Origin of the sequence: Polaromonas sp., from assembly GCF_039930745.1 — a bacterium.
Taxonomy (GTDB): domain Bacteria; phylum Pseudomonadota; class Gammaproteobacteria; order Burkholderiales; family Burkholderiaceae_C; genus Polaromonas.
Window position 1 is genome coordinate 1 of sequence record NZ_JBDTTH010000018.1, and the last position, 16,492, is coordinate 16,492.

At 63.0% G+C, this 16,492-nt stretch carries 18 protein-coding genes; 9 read left to right on the forward strand and 9 right to left on the reverse strand.

Annotated elements, in window-relative coordinates:
- The 7 genes from ABI660_RS08330 to ABI660_RS08360 form a co-directional block, all read right to left on the reverse strand.
- A partial coding sequence (locus ABI660_RS08330; protein ID WP_348066798.1) for a hypothetical protein occupies positions 1-205 on the reverse strand: 205 nt, incomplete at its 3' end.
- A gap of 263 nt (positions 206-468) precedes the next feature.
- Positions 469-1,686: a hypothetical protein gene (locus ABI660_RS08335; protein WP_348066800.1), complete on the reverse strand. Its 1,218-nt coding sequence runs from the start codon at positions 1,684-1,686 to the stop codon at positions 469-471.
- A gap of 51 nt (positions 1,687-1,737) precedes the next feature.
- On the reverse strand, positions 1,738-2,493 hold the full coding sequence (locus tag ABI660_RS08340; protein WP_348066802.1) for a hypothetical protein: 756 nt from the start codon (positions 2,491-2,493) through the stop codon (positions 1,738-1,740).
- 33 nt (positions 2,494-2,526) lie between these two features.
- Positions 2,527-3,093: a hypothetical protein gene (locus tag ABI660_RS08345; RefSeq protein WP_348066804.1), complete on the reverse strand. Its 567-nt coding sequence runs from the start codon at positions 3,091-3,093 to the stop codon at positions 2,527-2,529.
- A 39-nt stretch (positions 3,094-3,132) separates the two neighbouring features.
- Positions 3,133-3,408: a DnaJ domain-containing protein gene (locus tag ABI660_RS08350; RefSeq protein WP_348066806.1), complete on the reverse strand. Its 276-nt coding sequence runs from the start codon at positions 3,406-3,408 to the stop codon at positions 3,133-3,135.
- A gap of 196 nt (positions 3,409-3,604) precedes the next feature.
- A complete protein-coding gene (gene lolD / locus ABI660_RS08355) occupies positions 3,605-4,279 on the reverse strand; it encodes a lipoprotein-releasing ABC transporter ATP-binding protein LolD (RefSeq protein ID WP_348066808.1) in 675 nt (224 codons plus the stop codon).
- Between the two features lie 160 nt (positions 4,280-4,439).
- The gene (locus tag ABI660_RS08360; protein ID WP_348066810.1) at positions 4,440-5,693 is read right to left on the reverse strand and encodes a lipoprotein-releasing ABC transporter permease subunit; all 1,254 of its coding nucleotides are present in this window, start codon (positions 5,691-5,693) and stop codon (positions 4,440-4,442) included.
- 45 nt (positions 5,694-5,738) lie between these two features.
- Here ABI660_RS08360 and ABI660_RS08365 point away from each other — a divergent pair, with 45 nt between their 5' ends.
- The 3 genes from ABI660_RS08365 to ABI660_RS08375 all read left to right on the forward strand — a co-directional run bounded on the left by ABI660_RS08365 (position 5,739) and on the right by ABI660_RS08375 (position 8,731).
- On the forward strand, positions 5,739-6,806 hold the full coding sequence (locus ABI660_RS08365; protein ID WP_348066812.1) for a hypothetical protein: 1,068 nt from the start codon (positions 5,739-5,741) through the stop codon (positions 6,804-6,806).
- The gene (gene recJ, locus ABI660_RS08370; RefSeq protein WP_348066814.1) at positions 6,803-8,527 is read left to right on the forward strand and encodes a single-stranded-DNA-specific exonuclease RecJ; all 1,725 of its coding nucleotides are present in this window, start codon (positions 6,803-6,805) and stop codon (positions 8,525-8,527) included. Before ABI660_RS08365 ends, recJ begins: the two co-directional genes overlap by 4 nt.
- Before the next feature lie 75 nt (positions 8,528-8,602).
- Positions 8,603-8,731: a hypothetical protein gene (locus ABI660_RS08375; protein ID WP_348066816.1), complete on the forward strand. Its 129-nt coding sequence runs from the start codon at positions 8,603-8,605 to the stop codon at positions 8,729-8,731.
- 73 nt (positions 8,732-8,804) lie between these two features.
- Here the strand turns inward: ABI660_RS08375 and ABI660_RS08380 are convergent, their stop codons facing one another.
- Positions 8,805-9,476, reverse strand: a complete 672-nt coding sequence (locus ABI660_RS08380; protein WP_348066818.1) for a glutathione S-transferase — start codon at positions 9,474-9,476, stop codon at positions 8,805-8,807.
- A 149-nt stretch (positions 9,477-9,625) separates the two neighbouring features.
- On the opposite strand from ABI660_RS08380, the gene ABI660_RS08385 reads away from it, so the two are divergent.
- From ABI660_RS08385 to ABI660_RS08410, 6 genes are all read left to right on the forward strand, one after another.
- Positions 9,626-10,486: a 3',5'-nucleoside bisphosphate phosphatase gene (locus tag ABI660_RS08385; RefSeq protein ID WP_348066820.1), complete on the forward strand. Its 861-nt coding sequence runs from the start codon at positions 9,626-9,628 to the stop codon at positions 10,484-10,486.
- Positions 10,483-11,388: a DMT family transporter gene (locus ABI660_RS08390; RefSeq protein ID WP_348066822.1), complete on the forward strand. Its 906-nt coding sequence runs from the start codon at positions 10,483-10,485 to the stop codon at positions 11,386-11,388. Before ABI660_RS08385 ends, ABI660_RS08390 begins: the two co-directional genes overlap by 4 nt.
- A gap of 21 nt (positions 11,389-11,409) precedes the next feature.
- Positions 11,410-12,045 (forward strand): L-threonylcarbamoyladenylate synthase, encoded by a 636-nt coding sequence (locus tag ABI660_RS08395; RefSeq protein WP_348066824.1) that lies wholly within the window; start codon positions 11,410-11,412, stop codon positions 12,043-12,045.
- 160 nt (positions 12,046-12,205) lie between these two features.
- A complete protein-coding gene (locus ABI660_RS08400; protein WP_348066826.1) occupies positions 12,206-12,874 on the forward strand; it encodes a site-2 protease family protein in 669 nt (222 codons plus the stop codon).
- Positions 12,875-12,876: 2 nt separating this feature from the next.
- Positions 12,877-14,202, forward strand: coding sequence for a tryptophan--tRNA ligase (locus ABI660_RS08405; RefSeq protein ID WP_348066828.1), 1,326 nt, complete (start codon positions 12,877-12,879; stop codon positions 14,200-14,202).
- A gap of 201 nt (positions 14,203-14,403) precedes the next feature.
- Positions 14,404-14,988: a response regulator transcription factor gene (locus ABI660_RS08410; RefSeq protein WP_348066830.1), complete on the forward strand. Its 585-nt coding sequence runs from the start codon at positions 14,404-14,406 to the stop codon at positions 14,986-14,988.
- Here the strand turns inward: ABI660_RS08410 and ABI660_RS08415 are convergent.
- Positions 14,985-16,424 (reverse strand): HAMP domain-containing sensor histidine kinase, encoded by a 1,440-nt coding sequence (locus ABI660_RS08415; protein WP_348066832.1) that lies wholly within the window; start codon positions 16,422-16,424, stop codon positions 14,985-14,987. The genes ABI660_RS08410 and ABI660_RS08415 overlap by 4 nt on opposite strands.
- Between the last annotated feature and the right edge of the window lie 68 nt (positions 16,425-16,492).

Genomic DNA, 16,492 nt, shown 5'->3' on the forward strand with positions numbered 1-16,492 from the left:
CGCGCTTCAAGGACTCCGGATGGGAGTTCGGTATCTGTATTCGGATTTGCGTTTGTTTTCTCCCCCACCCGTCGGGCTGGGCCGAGGAGCGCAGGCGAAAACGGATCAGGGCGAGCGATTGTCTGAGCGCAGCGAGTTCGAGCTCGACCCCGTTTTCGGCGAGCACCGCAGGTTGCCTGGAGCGAAGCGCAAGGACCCAGACCATCGGGTCGCCTTTCTTTTGGGTACTTTTCTTTGGCGAAGCAAAGACAAAGTGCCTCGCCCGCCGGGGCGAGACCCGGCTTGCTGGCAAACTGACAGAAGCGAAGGGCTGAAGTAGTTGGTGAACCTGGATCCCGGATCAAGTCCGGCTGACAGCCTGCGCCAAGAATTAGCTATGAATTCAATAGCTACTCGCGCCCGTCAGACAAGGGCTGGAGGCCGAAATCGCTTACAAAACGTGTCTCGCAACCCAGGGCGCCAACCACCCTACTGCACATGACATTCCCGCCGCAGCAAGGCCAGCGCGTCGTTGAGCGAGTGCACCGCATCGCTTTCCAGCGTGGCCTGCGCCTCGTCCACAAAAGCCTCCCACAAGCTGGCGTACGCATCCTGGTGCTGCACCGGCGCGTGGTCCGCAATGTACTGGTGGGCCAGCGCGGGCATGAAACCGGATTTGCGAATTTTGCGCACCAGGGTCGCAGCGCTTTTTTCGGTCAACATGGTTTTGGGAGGGGCGGCCGCGGCCACGCACAGGAACAGGGTGAGCAAAGAGCCATCGTCCGCATTGCCGCCGGTGACCTTGTTCCACGCGGCAGATGCCGCGCGGTCATGGTGATCGATCTCGTTCAAGCCGTCGTCCACCCAGAAATACCGGCCCATGAAGGCCGGGCTGCGGTCGAACAAGGAGCGCACTGGCACGGTTGCATCGAGTATTTTGGGCGCGTCGGCCATGACCGACTGCCGCGCCGCTTCGACCGCTGCCTGCAATTGAGCCGGCAGCTTTTTCGGAATCGCAACCGTCATTGCCGCAGGTGCTGCGCCATGTTTTTTTCTCAGCAGGGCGATCATTTTTTCAAACGCAACCCAGTCGGGCATCTCGGTGCGGCCTGCGGCCATGACCAGCAGGGCGGTACGGATCACTGCATCGGCGTCCTTGCCCGCCTCCTCGAGTTCGTCCGCGTCCACGCCCAGCTCGCCAGCCATCCACAAGGCCGCATTCACCACGTGCGCCACCTGGCTGCGCCGGGCGAGTTCGGCCTGGTAATCGGCCAGGCTGCGCAGCGACCATTTGGCCAGCAGCGGAATGTGCTCATCCCTGAAGCCACCGCGTTCATTCATGCCGAAGTGGCTGTTCTGCGGCATGGCAATCAGGGCTTTGAGCATGTCAGAGCCGCCCTTGGAGCGCGACAGCAGCGAAAAATCGCGCAGCGACTCGGCGGCCTGCTTCAGGTCGCCGCCGCTTGTGCTTTCCAGGTGCAGGCTGATGAGGTTCACCATGCGGTCGCGGGCTTTTTCAAGCTCTGGGCGCAGGAATTCGTTGCCGAAGTACCGCGCAATCTGCACCATGCCCTTGGGTCCTTCGGCACGCATGGCCTCGATTTTTTCCGGGCCGATGATGCCGCTGCGCACACCATGCTGCAGCGCCTTTTCAAAAAAAGGACGTGCGTCGTAGAGCGAAACGGCAGAAGGCGAGGACAGGGACACGCTGCTTGCTTTGATAAGGAAATGATTCGGGGCGCTCGGCTCTATGCGCCGTCAGATCGCCGATTCTTCGTCCGACTCGCGCGCCGTCGGCGTGGCCTTGCCACGATCGGTGTCGCCGGTCTCGACCTTGCCGTCGTCCTCAATATCTTCCTCGTCCTCATCGACGGAGGCGGCAGCCTGGTGCGCACTGACCTTGGCGCGCAGCACCATCAGCATTTCAATAAACAGGTCCGGCAGTTCGTAGCGCAGGATCCAGGCGAGCTGCATCCAGTCCTGGTCGGCAATTTCATCCTGCTGCACGCGCGGCTTCTCCCAGGCCGAGGCCAGCAGGGCGGTTTGCGACAGCATCTTGCCGTACTCGTCAGCCGGCTCGAAACTTCCGCTGCGCGCAAATCCTTCGACGCGGCTCCACTGGTCGGAAAAATAATCGGCCAGGGCCTCGACGCCACCGTCGAGCTCGCCGATCGCCGTGAGGAACTCCACCGGGTCCGCATCTTCCCGGAAGATGACCGCGTTGACCATGCCGCGCAAGTGCGTGCGGGTCAGGTCCTTGTAGAGCTTTTCAATCACCACGGCGCGCGCGAACTGCGCAGGCGATACCAGCAGGCTGACCACCGACTCGCGCGAGTTGTCGTACTCGCGAATGACGGCCAGCACATCCTTGGGCGGCAACTGTTCCAGCACCACCATCAGCGCGCCGTCACCTTCGGCGTCTGCCAGCCCGACCAGCGCCGACTCGGCGCCAACGATGTCGCCGGCCGCAATCAGGCTTTGGGTTTTTTCGATCAGGGCGAGATGGGTTGTCATCAGGGTTTCACCTTCCAGGTCATGTTGCTTGCATCAGTCTTTGTGGTCAAAGCCCTGCTGGACCAGCCAGTCGGCGCCCGCTTCGTGGCGGGATCGGGCATCACCGCCATCCTGGCCGTCACCATCGTCCTCCAGGACTACCAGGCCATCGTCGCCGTCCTGATCGCTGTCTTCGTCCTCGTCCTCGTCACTGACGATGAGACCGGCGGCGACGGGCTGGCCCGCCATGTATTCGAGCCCGGCGGTCACTGTCAAAAATTTGTCGCCCCCCGGCGAGTCCAGGACAACGTCGGCCAAGTCCCGGGCCCAGGGCGCCAACTCAAAGCTGCCGGCCAGACTGCTCCATTCAGGGCACGCATCGCCGTCATGCGTGAGCAGATGCTCCATGACGGCTTTTCCCGTGAAATCAAAGCCCTGGTGAAAGACGACGGCCACCATCTCGGGGCTGATGTCCATCATCTGGACCAGAAAAGCGATCTCCTGGCGTTTTCCTGCCAGGCGCTGCTGCAGCACGTCGCGCCCTTCGGAGTCGAAACGCAGATCGTCCATCTCGGACTGGTAAGCCGAGCGAAGGTCGAGAAAATAAGGAGAGATGCTCATGCGGACGGTTTTTTCATGTTGCTTCCAGGGTCCGCTGGCTCACAGCAGCGGGTTCAAATAATCGGTCCAGATCACACGCGCCGTGTCTATCGGGCTGTCCAGCAGGTTGCGGCGGCGGTTGTCGTCATAGGCCTGGCGCTTGTCAGCATCCGCCAGCACCTCGTAGGCCTGCTGCACGGCCCGAAAACGAGCAGGCGCCTGGGGATCGGAATTCCTGTCCGGATGCCAGGCCGATGCCAGCTGGCGAAAGGCTTTTTTGATGTCGGCCAGCGTTGCTGCGCTGTCCAGTCCGAGGGCGCTGTAATGATCGGTCATGCGAAAGTGGCGTGGTGCTGGACCCGCGGGCAAAGGGGTGGCCGGGGCGGAAAGACACCAGACCAGGGAAAGGCCAAGGGTGCGCTGAGGAGGCTGGAGGATTATGCACGTCCGCCGGCCATTCCATTCTTGAGGCGTGGATTGCCCTTATTCGGCCATGGCGCCGGCCAAGCGGCGCTGGGCCGAGCGCTTCGCCTCAGACCCAGGCGGAAAGCCGGCCCGACACCAGCCTGAAACGCCTGGCGCAGCGCGCCGCCAGCGTTTCATCGTGCGTGACCAGCACAAAGGCTGTGCCGAAATCACGAGCGAGTTGCAGCATCAGTTCAAACACGCCGTCGGCCGTGCTGCGGTCGAGGTTGCCGGTTGGCTCGTCGGCCAGCACGCAGGCTGGCTGCGTGACGAGCGCACGCGCAATCGCCACGCGCTGGCGCTCACCGCCTGAAAGTTCTGCGGGGCGGTGGTGGATACGGTCTTTGAGCCCTACGGCAGCCAGCATCTTGGTGGCCACGCGCGCGCATTCTGCGGGGGAATCACGGCGAATCCACAGCGGCATCGCGACGTTGTCGAGTGCGCTGAACTCGGGCAGCAGGTGGTGGAACTGGTAGACGAAGCCGAGGTGTTTGTTGCGCAGGTCGCCTTGCTGTTGGGGTGACAGGGCTGAGAGCGTCTGGCCTTTGAGTTCGACTTGGCCGCTGGTGGGTGCGTCGAGGCCGCCCATCAGGTGCAGCAGCGTGCTTTTGCCGGAACCGGAGGCGCCGACGATGGCGAGGGTTTCGCCGGCGTGCACTTGCAGGTCTACGCCGTGCAGCACGGTTAAATCGATCATGCCTTCGTGGAAGCGTTTGGTTAGGCCGCTGGCTTTTAACACCACTTCGGTGTTGGTTTGAGGCTGCTGGCCCTCACCCCTGCCCTCTCCCAGGGGGAGAGGGAGTGAAGATGCAGGCGCGACCTGAGTTAGTGAAGACGCAGGTACAGTCTGAGGGCGTGAAGACCCGGGGGCGGGGAGCGTTGAGGTCATATCGTTTTTAAGTTCACTCATAGCGTAGGGCCTCCGCTGGATTCACGCGGCTGGCGCGCCAGCTGGGGTAGATGGTGGCCAGGAAGGCCAGCACCAGCGCAATCACGGCGATGGGCATGATGTCGGCGTACTGCGGGTCACTGGGCATGCGGCTGATCAGGTAGATGTCTTTCGGTAAAAAACTGGCGTTGAGCAGGCGCTCCAGCGCCGGCACAATCACGTCGATGTTGAGCGCAATGCCCAGGCCCAGCAGCAAGCCGGAGAAGGTGCCGATGACACCCACCATGGCGCCCTGCACCATGAAGATGCCCATGATGCTTTTCGGGCTGGCGCCCAGGGTCCGCAGGATGGCGATGTCGGCGCGTTTGTCGGTCACCGTCATCACCAGCGTGCTGACCAGGTTGAAGGCAGCCACCGCAACGATCAGCGTCAGGATGATGAACATCATGCGTTTTTCGAGCTGCACGGCGGCAAACCAGGTTCTGTTCTGCCGTGTCCAGTCGCGAATCAGGAGGTCGCCGCTCAGGCTGCGCGACAGCTCGGCCGCCACCTCGCGCGCTTGATGCAGGTCCTTGAGCTTGATGCGTATGCCGGTGGGGCCCTCCAGCCGGAAAATCCGGGCGGCGTCGTCCTGGTGCAGCATGACCAGCGCCGAGTCGTATTCAAAGTGGCCGGAATCAAAGGTGCCCACCACCGTCATCTGTTTGAGGCGCGGCACCACGCCCGCCGGAGTAACCTGGCCGCTCGGGGCAATCAGCGTCACGCTGTCGCCCTCGCGCACGCCCAGTGCACGGGCCAGCTCGCCCCCGAGCACCACGCCGAACTGGCCAGGCACCAGCCTGGCCAGCGTGCTTACCGAGGCGGCCGCGAGATCGGTGACCTCGCCCTCCAGCGCCGGATCGATGCCGCGCACAAGCGTGCCCTTCATGTCCTCGCCGCGCGCCACCAGGGCCTGTGCCGCGATAAAACTGGCGGCGCCAACCACATTCGGGTTCTGCCTGATCTCGGCCAGCGTCTTCTGCACATTGGGCAGGGCCGCGCCGTTGGGCGCAAACACCTCGATATGCGAGATCACGCCCAGCATGCGGTCGCGCACCTCCTTCTGGAAGCCGTTCATCACGCTGAGCACAATGATCAGTGCCGCCACGCCCAGCGCAATGCCCAGCATGGAAACGCCGGAGATAAAGGAAATAAAACCGTTGCGCCGCGTGGCACGGCCCGCGCGGGTGTAGCGCCAGCCCAAAATCAGTTCGTAGGGAATTTGCATGGGGCAATTGTGGCACTGGCCCGCGCCATCCCGGACAATACACGCATGCCCGACTCCTTCTCCCCGGCCCGGCACCACTGGGTGCTGCCGTTCGCCGCCTGCGCCTCCGATGAATGGCTGCCTGCGGTAAAGGCCATGCCGTCCACAAGTTTTCACCACTTCGGCAAGCTGCTGCAGGGCATGAAAGAAGTCCACAGCGACCGTGGCGACGTGTATTCACTCTCACCGCCGCATGAACGTGTACAGGCCCGCGCACTGGGCCTGCCCGCAACCGACGGCCTGATCCCCTGGGCAGCCTGGCAACAGTTGAAGGCAACCGAGGTGTGTGATGGCAAGGCCTGGGCTTACATCACGCCTTGCCACTGGGCCATGGGACGCGAGCTCGCCACCATGACCGACCCGGCCGCGCTGGGCCTGCAGGAGAACGAGTCGCGCACGCTGCTGGCGGCCATGCAGCCCTATTTCGAGACCTATGGCGTCACGCTGCACTATTCGGAACCGACACGCTGGCTGGCCGAGGGTGAGCTGTTTCGCAACCTGCCCAGTGCGTCACTGGACCGCGTGCTGGGCCGCAATGTGGCACCCTGGTTGCCGGGCGCTGGAAGCGTGGCGGCCAACCGTTTCGGCGCCGGACCGCCCCAAGCTGAAGCAGCCCCCTCGGAGGGCAGCGTATTACACGACGTGAAAAGTGTGGGGGCCAGCGCCATGCGGCTGCTGCAAAACGAGATGCAAATGCTGCTTTACACGCATACAGTCAACGACGCGCGTGCAGCCAGCAGGCAACCCGCCGTCAACTCTTTCTGGATCAGCGGCAGCGGCGCCTTGCCGGAGAATTTCAGCCCCAAGCCGCAAGCCGATGTTGTCCTCTCGCGCAGCCTGGCACAGGCGGCCTTCATCGACAACTGGGCCGCCTACGCGCAAGCCTGGGCGGCACTGGATGCCGGCGAAGCGGCCCGCCTGCTTGCCTTGCAGCAAGGCGGCGAAACCGTCCGCCTGAGCCTGTGCGGCGAACGCCATGCCGTGAGCTTTGAAACCACCAAAACCGGTATTTTCTCCAGAATGACCAAGCTTTTTAGCCCACAGCCCTTGCCAGCCGTGCTGGAGCAGCTATGAAAATAATAGTACGCGAAGCACCACCGCGCAGTGTGTGGGCGCTGCAGCAGGCCGGCGTTCACCCGCTGCTGGCGCAGCTGTATGCGGCACGCGGCGTGCTGACGGCCGACGAGCTCGACGATGGCCTGGGCCGGCTGCTGCCGCCCGACACCATGAAAGGAACGCAGGAGGCCGCCGTGCTGCTGGCCGATGCCATGGCCGCACAAAAGAAGATCTGCGTGGTGGCCGACTACGACTGCGACGGTGCCACCGCCTGCGCCGTCGCGCTGCGCGGCCTGCGCCTGCTGGGCGCGGCGCAGGTCAGCTACATCGTGCCCGACCGCGTGGTGGACGGCTACGGGCTGACCGCACCCATCGCCGAGCGCGTCAAAGCGCTGGGAGCCGACCTGCTGGTCACGGTGGACAACGGCATCGCCAGCATGGACGGCGTGGCGCGCGCGCGCGAACTCGGCCTGCAGGTACTGGTGACCGACCACCACCTGCCGGCCCTGCGCGACGGCCAGACCGTGCTGCCCGATGCCGAAGTCATCGTGAACCCGAACCAGCCGGGTTGCGCTTTCGAGAGCAAGTCGATTGCCGGCGTTGGCGTGATGTTTTATGTGTTGCTCGCATTGCGGGCGGAGCTGCGCAAGCGCGGCGTGTTCGACGCCACCACACAACCAAAGCTCGATGCATTGCTACCGCTGGTCGCGCTAGGCACCGTTGCCGACGTTGTGAAACTCGATGCCAACAACCGTCGCCTGGTGGCGCAAGGCCTCAAGCGCATACGCAGCGGCGCCTTGCCGGCCGGTGTGGCGGCGCTGTTCACCGCGGCAGGCCGTGTGGCCGCCATGGCGACCAGCTTCGACTTCGGCTTTGCCCTCGGACCGCGCATCAACGCCGCCGGCCGGCTCAGCGACATGACCCTGGGCATCGAATGCCTGCTGACCGACGATGCCGGCCGCGCCGGCGATCTGGCGAAAACACTGGACGGCATCAACCGCGAGCGGAAGGGCATCGAGGCCGGCATGCGCGAGCAGGCTCAGTACGCGGCCGACGCCATGATTGACGAAGACGAGGTGCCGCCACCGGCGATTGCGATTTTTGACCCCGACTTTCACGAAGGTGTGGTCGGCATCGTGGCTTCGCGCATCAAGGACAAGCTGCACCGCCCGACCTTTGTGTTTGCCGCCAGCCAGGCGCCGGGCAAGGAGCACGAGCTCAAGGGCTCCGGCCGCTCGATTGCCGGTTTTCACCTGCGCGATGCGCTGGACCTGGTGGCCAAGCGCCACCCCGGCGTGCTGCTGCGTTTTGGCGGCCACGCAATGGCGGCCGGCTGCACCATCAACGAGGAGCAGTTCGAAGTGTTCGAGCAGGCGCTGCAGCAGGTGGCGCACGAGTGGCTGGACGCTGCCACCCTGATGCGCCGTCTCGACACCGACGGCCCGCTGGCGCCCGAATACCGGCGCGCCGACCTGGTGGACACGCTGCACAAGGAGGTCTGGGGTCAGGGCTTTGCCGCGCCGACCTTCAGCGAAGAAGTGGAGGTGGTGTCGCAGCGCCTGGTGGGGGAAAAACACCTGTCGCTCAAACTCAAGCACCAGGGCCAGCCGGTGGACGGCATCTGGTTCGGCCACACCGAATCTCTTCCGGCGCGCGTCAAGCTGGCCTTCCGGCTCGACGCCGATGAATGGCAGGGGATCAAGCGCGTGCGTTTTCTGGTGGAAGCTGCCGAGCTTTGACAGGCTTGTCGGACTAGCACTTGTCTGACGGCCGCTGGCAAGGGCTGCCTACAGCCGGCGGCAGCCGTCCCAGCCATGATCTGGACTCAGAAGGCGCCCACACCGGAACGCCACACAGCCCGGAAAACCATGAACACCATCATTTACATCGTCGGCCTTGTTGTCATCATCGGCTTCATCCTCTCTTACTTCGGCTTTCGCTGAAATTCAAGCCTTTTAAGCCTTCAGCCCAATAGGAATGGGCGCAAGCAGCTATCAAGACGATAGCAAGCGGGGCTCAGGTCAGTATCGAATATTCGCCGCCGCGTTCTATGGCGCGCTGGTAGGCCGGCCTGGCGTGGATGCGGCGCAGAAAGTCCATGAGCCGCGGCCGGCTGTGGTTCAGCCCACCGCGCGCGGCTGCGGCCTCCAGCGCAAAGCTCAGCTGGATGTCCGCGCCGCTGAACGCCTCGCCCGCAAACCAGGTGCTTTTGCCTAGCTCGCCTTCCAGGTAGTCCAGGTGCTGCCGGATCTGCGGCTCGATCAGCGTGCTCTTGACCTTCCCGCAAATGGCCTTCGCCACCGGTTTGGCAAAAAAGGGCATGGGCGAGGTTTCTATCTTGTCGAACACCAGCTTGAGCAGCAGCGGCGACATGGCCGAGCCTTCGGCGTAGTGCAGCCAGTAGTTGTAGCGCAGGCGCGCGGGTGTCCCCAGCGCGGGCGAGAATTTCCCGGCACCGTAACGCTCAATCAGGTAATCAATGATGGCGCCTGACTCTGCCAGCGTCAGATCCCCGTCCGTGACCACCGGCGACTTGCCCAGCGGGTGCACCTTGCGCAGCGAAGCCGGGGCCAGCATGGTTTTGGGGTCTCGCTCATAACGTTCGATCTCGTAGCCCAGCCCCAGCTCTTCGAGCAGCCAGAGAATGCGTTGCGAGCGGGAATTGTTCAGATGGTGCACAGTGATCATGGCAAAAATTCCGGTGAATTCAGAGGAACCGCCATGGTAGGCGATCACGTTGCCAAGGCCGGAAAACCGGTGACAGGCCTGCCCCTGCCGTCGGCCCGGCCATGCCCTGGCCCACAGCGACGGCCAGGCAGAACGCCTAAAATGAAACGGTGACTGCCAAAAACATCCTGAACGCCGACCTGCATTGCCATTCTGTCGTGTCGGACGGCACGCTGACACCGGAGGCGCTGGCGGAACGGGCCAAAACCAATGGCGTTGAACTCTGGGCCCTGACCGACCATGACGAGATCAGCGGCCAGCACCGCGCCGCTGCAGCAGCCAAGGCGGCCGGCCTCCACTACCTGACCGGCACTGAAATATCGGTGACCTTTGCCGGCGAAACCGTGCACATCGTTGGCCTGGGTTTTGACCCCGACGACGCGGGTATGCAGCAGGGCCTGCGCAACACGCGCGGCGGTCGTGAGCAGCGCGCCATGGAAATGGCAGCCGGCCTGGCCCAGGTCGGCATCCACGGCGCCTACGAGGGCGCATTGAAGTTTGTCGGCAACCCGGACCTGATTTCGCGCACCCACTTTGCCCGCTTCCTGGTGGAGTCCGGGGTCTGCAAGGAAACCTCCGAGGTATTTCGCAAGTACCTGACCGAAGGCAAACCCGGCTACGTACCGCACCGCTGGGCCAGCCTGCACGATGCCGTGGCCTGGATCACCAGCGCCAAAGGCGTGGCCGTGATCGCCCACCCGGGCCGCTACAAGTTCACCCCGAATGAAGAGTACGCACTGTTCACCGAATTCAAGGCCCACGGTGGTCAGGGGGTGGAGGTGGTCACCGGCAGCCACACCACGCAGGAATACGTGAAATACGCCGAAACCGCGAAAGAGTTCGGCCTGGCCGCCTCGCGCGGAAGCGACTTCCACAGCCCCGATGAAAGCCACACCGACCTGGGCACCCTGCCCTTCCTGCCTGGCAACCTGACCCCGGTCTGGGAGCTCCTGGAAGACCGCATCCAGTGAGCCGTGCGCCTTCCGCCCTGGCGGGCATTGCGCTGGTCATCGCAGCCGTCGCCTGTTTTGCCATGCTCGACACCACCACAAAGTTTGTCAGCGCCAGCGTGCCGATTCTGATGGCGCTGTGGTTTCGCTACTTTTTCCAGGCCGTGGCCACCACCGCAGCCATGTTGCCCGTGCGCGGCTTGAGCATTCTGCGAACAGCGCACCCGAAGTTCCAGTGCCTGCGCGGCCTGCTCTTGATGATGAGCAGCCTGTTTGCCTTCCTGAGCCTCAAATACATGCCGGTGGCCGAGTTCACCGCCATCGGCGCCATCGTCCCCCTGGTCATCACGCTGGTCGCGGCCACTGCACTCGGTGAGAAAGTCTCGGCCCTGCGCTGGTCGCTGGTGGTCGGCGGGTTTGTGGGCACGCTCATCATCATCCGGCCGGGCGGCGAAAACTTCACCTGGACCCTGCTGCTGCCGCTCGGCATGGTCGTCACCAACACCGGTTTCCAGGTGCTCACCAGCCGGCTGGCCCGCACCGAAGACCCGATCACCATGCACCTGTACACGGGCTGGGTCGGCACGCTGCTGGTGTCGACCGTCCTGCCTTTCGTCTGGACCAGCCTGTCCTCCTGGTCGCTCTGGGGCTGGCTGGTACTGATGGGCGCGGCGGCCACCGTCGGGCATTTCCTGCTGATCCTGGCTTACATGCGGGCGCCGGCCGCCACGCTCACACCCTACCTGTATGCCCAGATTGCGTTTGCGATGATCGGCGGCTGGATCGCCTTTTCGCATGTGCCCGACCGCTGGTCCCTGGTCGGCATGGTGATGATTGCCATCTGCGGTGCCGCCGGCGCCTGGCTGACCGCGCGCGAAAGCCGGGTACTGAACCAGTTCAATGTGCAACCGGCAGAGTCCTGACATCATTACGCCCTACCCACCATGGCCCAGTATTTCGAAGTTCACCCCGACAACCCGCAAGCGCGGCTGCTCAAGCAGGCCGTGGCGCTGCTGACGCGCGGCGCGGTTGTTGCCGTGCCCACCGATTCGAGCTACGCGCTGGTGTGCCATCTCGACGACAAGACCGCCGCCGACAACCTGCGCCGCATCCGCGGAGTAGACGACAAGCATCACCTGACCCTGCTGTGCCGTGACCTCAGCGAGTTGGCCAACTACGCGCGGGTGGACAACAAACAGTTCCGCCTGATCAAGGCCGCCACGCCGGGGCCCTACACCTTCATCCTTGAAGCCAGCAAGGAAGTGCCGCGCCGCCTCAGCCACCCCTCGCGCAAGACAATAGGCCTGCGCGTACCCGGGCACAAAACCCTGCAGTGCCTGCTGGAGCTGCATGGCGCACCCTTGCTTGCCACCACCTTGATCCCACCCGGCCAGGCCGAGCCGCTGAACGACGCCAGCGAAATCCGCGACCAGATGGAGCACGAACTTGCCGCCGTCATTGACGCCGGCGCTTGCCCGCAAGAAGCCACCACCGTGATCGACCTGACCGCCATGGGCCAGGGCGGCGAGCCGGTCGTGGTGCGGCAGGGGCGCGGCGACCTCGCCGCGTTGGGCTTGTAGAGCCCCCACGGTCGCTCACTGCGAGCCTGCGGCAGCTCCCTGCCCCTTGCACTGGAAGGGGGTCGCTGCGCCTGCGGCCCGGCAAAGCCGGTTCCGCGGCCCCGGCTGGTCTGGAGATCTCACCTTGGGAGCAGCGCAGCGTGCGGGCGATAATCCACAGATGGACTTTGCCAACCTGATTCAAACCGTCGCGATCTACGCCCTGCCGGTGCTGTTTGCCATCACCGTGCACGAGGCGGCGCATGGTTACGTCGCCCGCTACTTTGGCGACAACACGGCCTGGATGCTGGGCCGCGTCACGCTGAACCCGGCCAAGCACATCGACCCGGTGGGCACCATCCTGATGCCGCTGCTGCTGTATGTCGCCACGTCGGGCACCTTTTTGTTCGGCTACGCCAAGCCGGTACCGGTTCAGTTCGGCAATCTGCGCAATCCCAAGCGCGACATGATCTGGGTGGCCTTGGCCGGCCCGGGCGCCAACCTCGCGCAAGCCCTGCTGTGGGGTATCGCGTTCTACTTGCTGCAGGGCGCCGGCATCACCGAGCCCTTTTTCCTCAAGATGTGCCAGGCCGGCATTCTGGTCAATATCGTCATGTTGGTGTTCAACCTGTTCCCCTTGCCCCCGCTGGATGGCGGGCGTGTGCTGGTGGGCCTGCTGCCCTGGAAGCAGGCCGAACTGGTCTCGCGCATCGAACCCTGGGGATTCTTCATTGTGATGGCGCTCGTGATTTCGCGGGTGATCACCGACCTGTGGATGCGGCCCCTGATGACCCTGACTTATGCCCTTCTTGAAATTGTGTTGATGCCGCTGGCAATGCTGGTTCGATGATCATGACAAAAAAACAAAACTCCGCGCCGCAGCGCTTCCTCACCGGCATCACCACCACCGGCACGCCGCACCTGGGCAACTATGTCGGCTCCATCCGCCCCTCCGTGGCGGCGAGCACGGGCACTGGCGCGGAAAGCTTTTACTTTCTGGCCGATTACCACGCCCTCATCAAATGCGACGAGCCGGCGCGCATCCAGCGCTCCACACTGGAGATTGCCGCGAGTTGGCTGGCCGCCGGGCTAGACCCGGAGCGCGTCACTTTTTACCGCCAGTCCGACATTCCTGAAATTCCCGAACTCACCTGGCTCCTCACCTGCGTGACGGCCAAGGGTGTGCTCAACCGCGCCCATGCCTATAAGGCTTCGGTGGACAAAAACACCGCCGCCGGCAACGACCCCGATGCAGATGTGAGCGCGGGCCTCTTCATGTACCCGGTGCTCATGGGTGCCGACATCCTGATGTTCAAGGCGCACCAGGTGCCGGTCGGCCGCGACCAGATCCAGCACATCGAAATGGCGCGCGACATGGGGCAGCGCTTCAACCACCTCTACGGGGAGCACTTTGTGCTGCCGCAGGCCCTGATTGAGGAATCCGTCGCGCTGTTGCCAGGCACGGACGGCCGCAAGATGAGCAAGAGCTACGACAACACCATTCCCCTGTTCACCCCGCGTGAGCAGCTGAAAAAACTCATTGCCGGCATCGTGACCGACTCACGCGCGCCGGGTGAGCCGAAGGAAACCGAAGGCTCTGCCCTGTTCCAGATCTACCAGGCCTTCGCCAGCGAACAGGAAACCGCCGCGCTGCGCCAGGCCTACAACGAAGGTATTGGTTGGGGAGATGCCAAACAGCTGCTGTTCGAGCGTATTGACCGTGAAGTGGCGCCCATGCGCGCGCACTACCAGGAACTGATGAACGATCCCGCGAAGATCGAGGGCATCCTGCAGGCCGGCGCCGACAAGGCCCGCCGGCTCGCCAAGCCCTTCATGCGCGAACTGCGCGAAGCCGTTGGCCTGCGTCACCTGGGTCTGGGTGCCCAAGCCGCCTCCGCCGCCAAGGGAAAAACGGCCAAATCATCCCTGCCGGCCTTCAAGCAGTATCGGGAAACCGACGGCCGCTTCCATTTCAAACTGATGGATGTCAAGGGCCAATTGTTGCTTCAAAGCAACGGATTTACCTCCCCCAAAGATGCCGCGCAAGCCATTGTGTTGCTGCAGACGCAAGGTGCCGGTGCCCTGTTTGGCCTGGAAGGCAAACTGCAATCTGTTCCCGGCGTAGCGACAGAGGCTGTAGAAGCAGCATTGCAGCAATTGATCGATGCGAAAAGCTGACAAAAAGAGCAAGATGGGTCCTTATGCCCGCTGCACTTTGGCACAGGTGCATTACTAAAAAAGAATGCATTTTTGGGAAATACTGTGTATTAGTGCCGGAATGAATATTTTTAGTTAGCTCGCCAACTTGACATACACCGGGTATGCTTACTTTTTGCACCACTAACTGACATTATTTAACACTTCGAGCGCCATCACCCCATGCGTATTTTTGTCATAGACGACCACCCGCTCATGCGCGAAGCAGTGGTCCTTCTTATTCGTCGCCTGCATACCAAAGCTTCAGTGATCGAGCTGGACCGGCTGGCCGCCATCGGTGCCGCCGTTGAACAGCACGGTGTACCGGATGTCATCTGCCTGGACCTCAAATTACCTGACACCCATGGTGTGTCGGGCGTGCGCGAGGTGAGGCAGCAGTTTCCCGAAGTACCAATTGTGGTGTTGTCCGCCGCGCCGGCGCAGGACTACCAGGAGCTCTCGCTGGAAGCCGGAGCCGATGTTTACATTGAAAAATCGGTCGGTGCCACCGAGATCTCCAAAGTCCTGAGGTCTTTCCTGGACGACAGCACCGATCCGGAGGCCAGCACAGAACCCGAAAAACTGTCCAAGCGTCAAAAGCAGTTGCTGGTCATGCTGGACAGAGGCATGAGCAACCGCGACATTGCCGCCGAATTGCAGATCAGCGAACACACCGTCAAGGTGCACCTGTGGCGGCTGTTCCGCAGGCTCAATGTGAAAAGCCGCTCGCAGGCCAGCCACCTGGCCCGTACACAAGGCCTGCTTTAAGGCCTTTCCTGGGCCGTTTCGAAGTTGTCTTCGGGACCTCTGGTGGGGTCGGCCTTGTCGTCAAAAGCCGGAATATCCACCCGAAAAAGGCTGCCCCTGCCCGGTACTGAGCGCATGCTCACACCGTGGCCCAGGGCCTCGGACAAGCGGGAAACAATGGACAAGCCCAGCCCGAACCCCTCCTCGGTTCCGTTGTGTTTGGCCACACGGTAAAACTCTTGAAAAATCGCCTGCTGGTGCTCGGGCGCAATTCCCACGCCGGTGTCCCACACGTCCACCCGCCAGCCTTCGCCCGCGCGGCGAACAGCCAGCAAAACCCCTCCCCGCTCGGTATGGCGCACCGCGTTGGACAGCAGGTTGCCAAGCAGCCGCTTAAGCAGCACCGGATCTGACAGCACCTGCGCTTTCACCACATGGGTACGCAGTGCCAGGCCCTTCTCGCGTGCCACTGGCGCGTACTGCAACTCCAGCTCCCCGATCAGCGACAGCAGGTCTATCCGCTGCAGGTTCACCTCGATCACCCCGGCGTCAAGCTTGGCCAAGTCAAACAGCGAATTAAACAGCTCATTGACGGCGTGGGTGGACTGCACGATTTTCGGCGTGATCTGCAGAACCAGTTCGGGCTCGGCTTGCAGCCAGTCGGCATACAGGCTGAGCGCATGCACGGGCTGGCGCAGATCGTGGGCGGCACTGGCTATAAAGCGGTTCTTCGCCTCTACCGCCTCCAGTGCCGTGCGTGTCTTTTCTGTCAGCGAGGCGATCAGCGCCGAATTGGCAAACTGCAGCTCAAAGGTCTTGCGCAGCCCCTGGTTAAAACGTTTGCCGCCCAGCCTTAAGGCCAACCAGTAAATCAGCACCAGCACGACCAAGCCATAGGTCGCGGCGGTACCGATAAACGGCTGCTCCACCATCACGCTGTAGCCCACAGCGGCCAGGGTGCTGTACGCCAGGCCATTGGTGTAGCCCATGAAGTAGCGCAACGACGCAGAAAACGCCCCCACGGCGAATCCCGCCATGCCGGCCAGCACGATCAGGCAGATGAACTGGTCGTGGACCGGGGCCTTGCGGAAATGCAGGAACATGGACGCTCCCCAGACCACGGCACTCATGGTCCAGGTCCAGCTGTGGCGCGACGTGAAGGCACGCAGCTTCGCCCCGCTGGCGCCCGCGTATTCGCGGTGGTAGAGGTTGACCACGTGGTAGCGCCACAGCGTCATCCCAACAGCAGCCAGCGTCCAGAGAAACAGGGCCAAATCGTCCACATCGCCATACAGCACCACCACAATGATCGGGATCACCATCGACGCGGAATGCAGCCCCGGCAGGCCGCTGCGCATGAAGCTGCGCATCAGTTTCGCCTCGACCCACTCATCGCGCGCGGCAAGGTCCATCACCACATGACGGCTGTCAGACACGGGTGGGCTTGAAGAATTCATGGGTGGAGTTTAGCGGCCGAAGGTGCGCCGCCAAACGGCATCAACCCATGTAAGACGAAAGGATCAAG

What these genes read in the sequence shown, in the direction of transcription:
- ABI660_RS08340 (WP_348066802.1), bottom strand. Translation starts at nt 2,493, where the DNA reads ATGACAACCCATCTCGCCCTGATCGAAAAAACCCAAAGCCTGATTGCG.
- ABI660_RS08345 (WP_348066804.1), bottom strand. Translation starts at nt 3,093, where the DNA reads ATGAGCATCTCTCCTTATTTTCTCGACCTTCGCTCGGCTTACCAGTCC.
- ABI660_RS08350 (WP_348066806.1), bottom strand. Translation starts at nt 3,408, where the DNA reads ATGACCGATCATTACAGCGCCCTCGGACTGGACAGCGCAGCAACGCTG.
- ABI660_RS08360 (WP_348066810.1), bottom strand. Translation starts at nt 5,693, where the DNA reads ATGCAAATTCCCTACGAACTGATTTTGGGCTGGCGCTACACCCGCGCG.
- ABI660_RS08365 (WP_348066812.1), top strand. Translation starts at nt 5,739, where the DNA reads ATGCCCGACTCCTTCTCCCCGGCCCGGCACCACTGGGTGCTGCCGTTC.
- recJ (WP_348066814.1), top strand. Translation starts at nt 6,803, where the DNA reads ATGAAAATAATAGTACGCGAAGCACCACCGCGCAGTGTGTGGGCGCTG.
- ABI660_RS08375 (WP_348066816.1), top strand. Translation starts at nt 8,603, where the DNA reads ATGATCTGGACTCAGAAGGCGCCCACACCGGAACGCCACACAGCCCGG.
- ABI660_RS08380 (WP_348066818.1), bottom strand. Translation starts at nt 9,476, where the DNA reads ATGATCACTGTGCACCATCTGAACAATTCCCGCTCGCAACGCATTCTC.
- ABI660_RS08395 (WP_348066824.1), top strand. Translation starts at nt 11,410, where the DNA reads ATGGCCCAGTATTTCGAAGTTCACCCCGACAACCCGCAAGCGCGGCTG.
- ABI660_RS08400 (WP_348066826.1), top strand. Translation starts at nt 12,206, where the DNA reads ATGGACTTTGCCAACCTGATTCAAACCGTCGCGATCTACGCCCTGCCG.
- ABI660_RS08405 (WP_348066828.1), top strand. Translation starts at nt 12,877, where the DNA reads ATGACAAAAAAACAAAACTCCGCGCCGCAGCGCTTCCTCACCGGCATC.
- ABI660_RS08410 (WP_348066830.1), top strand. Translation starts at nt 14,404, where the DNA reads ATGCGTATTTTTGTCATAGACGACCACCCGCTCATGCGCGAAGCAGTG.
- ABI660_RS08415 (WP_348066832.1), bottom strand. Translation starts at nt 16,424, where the DNA reads ATGAATTCTTCAAGCCCACCCGTGTCTGACAGCCGTCATGTGGTGATG.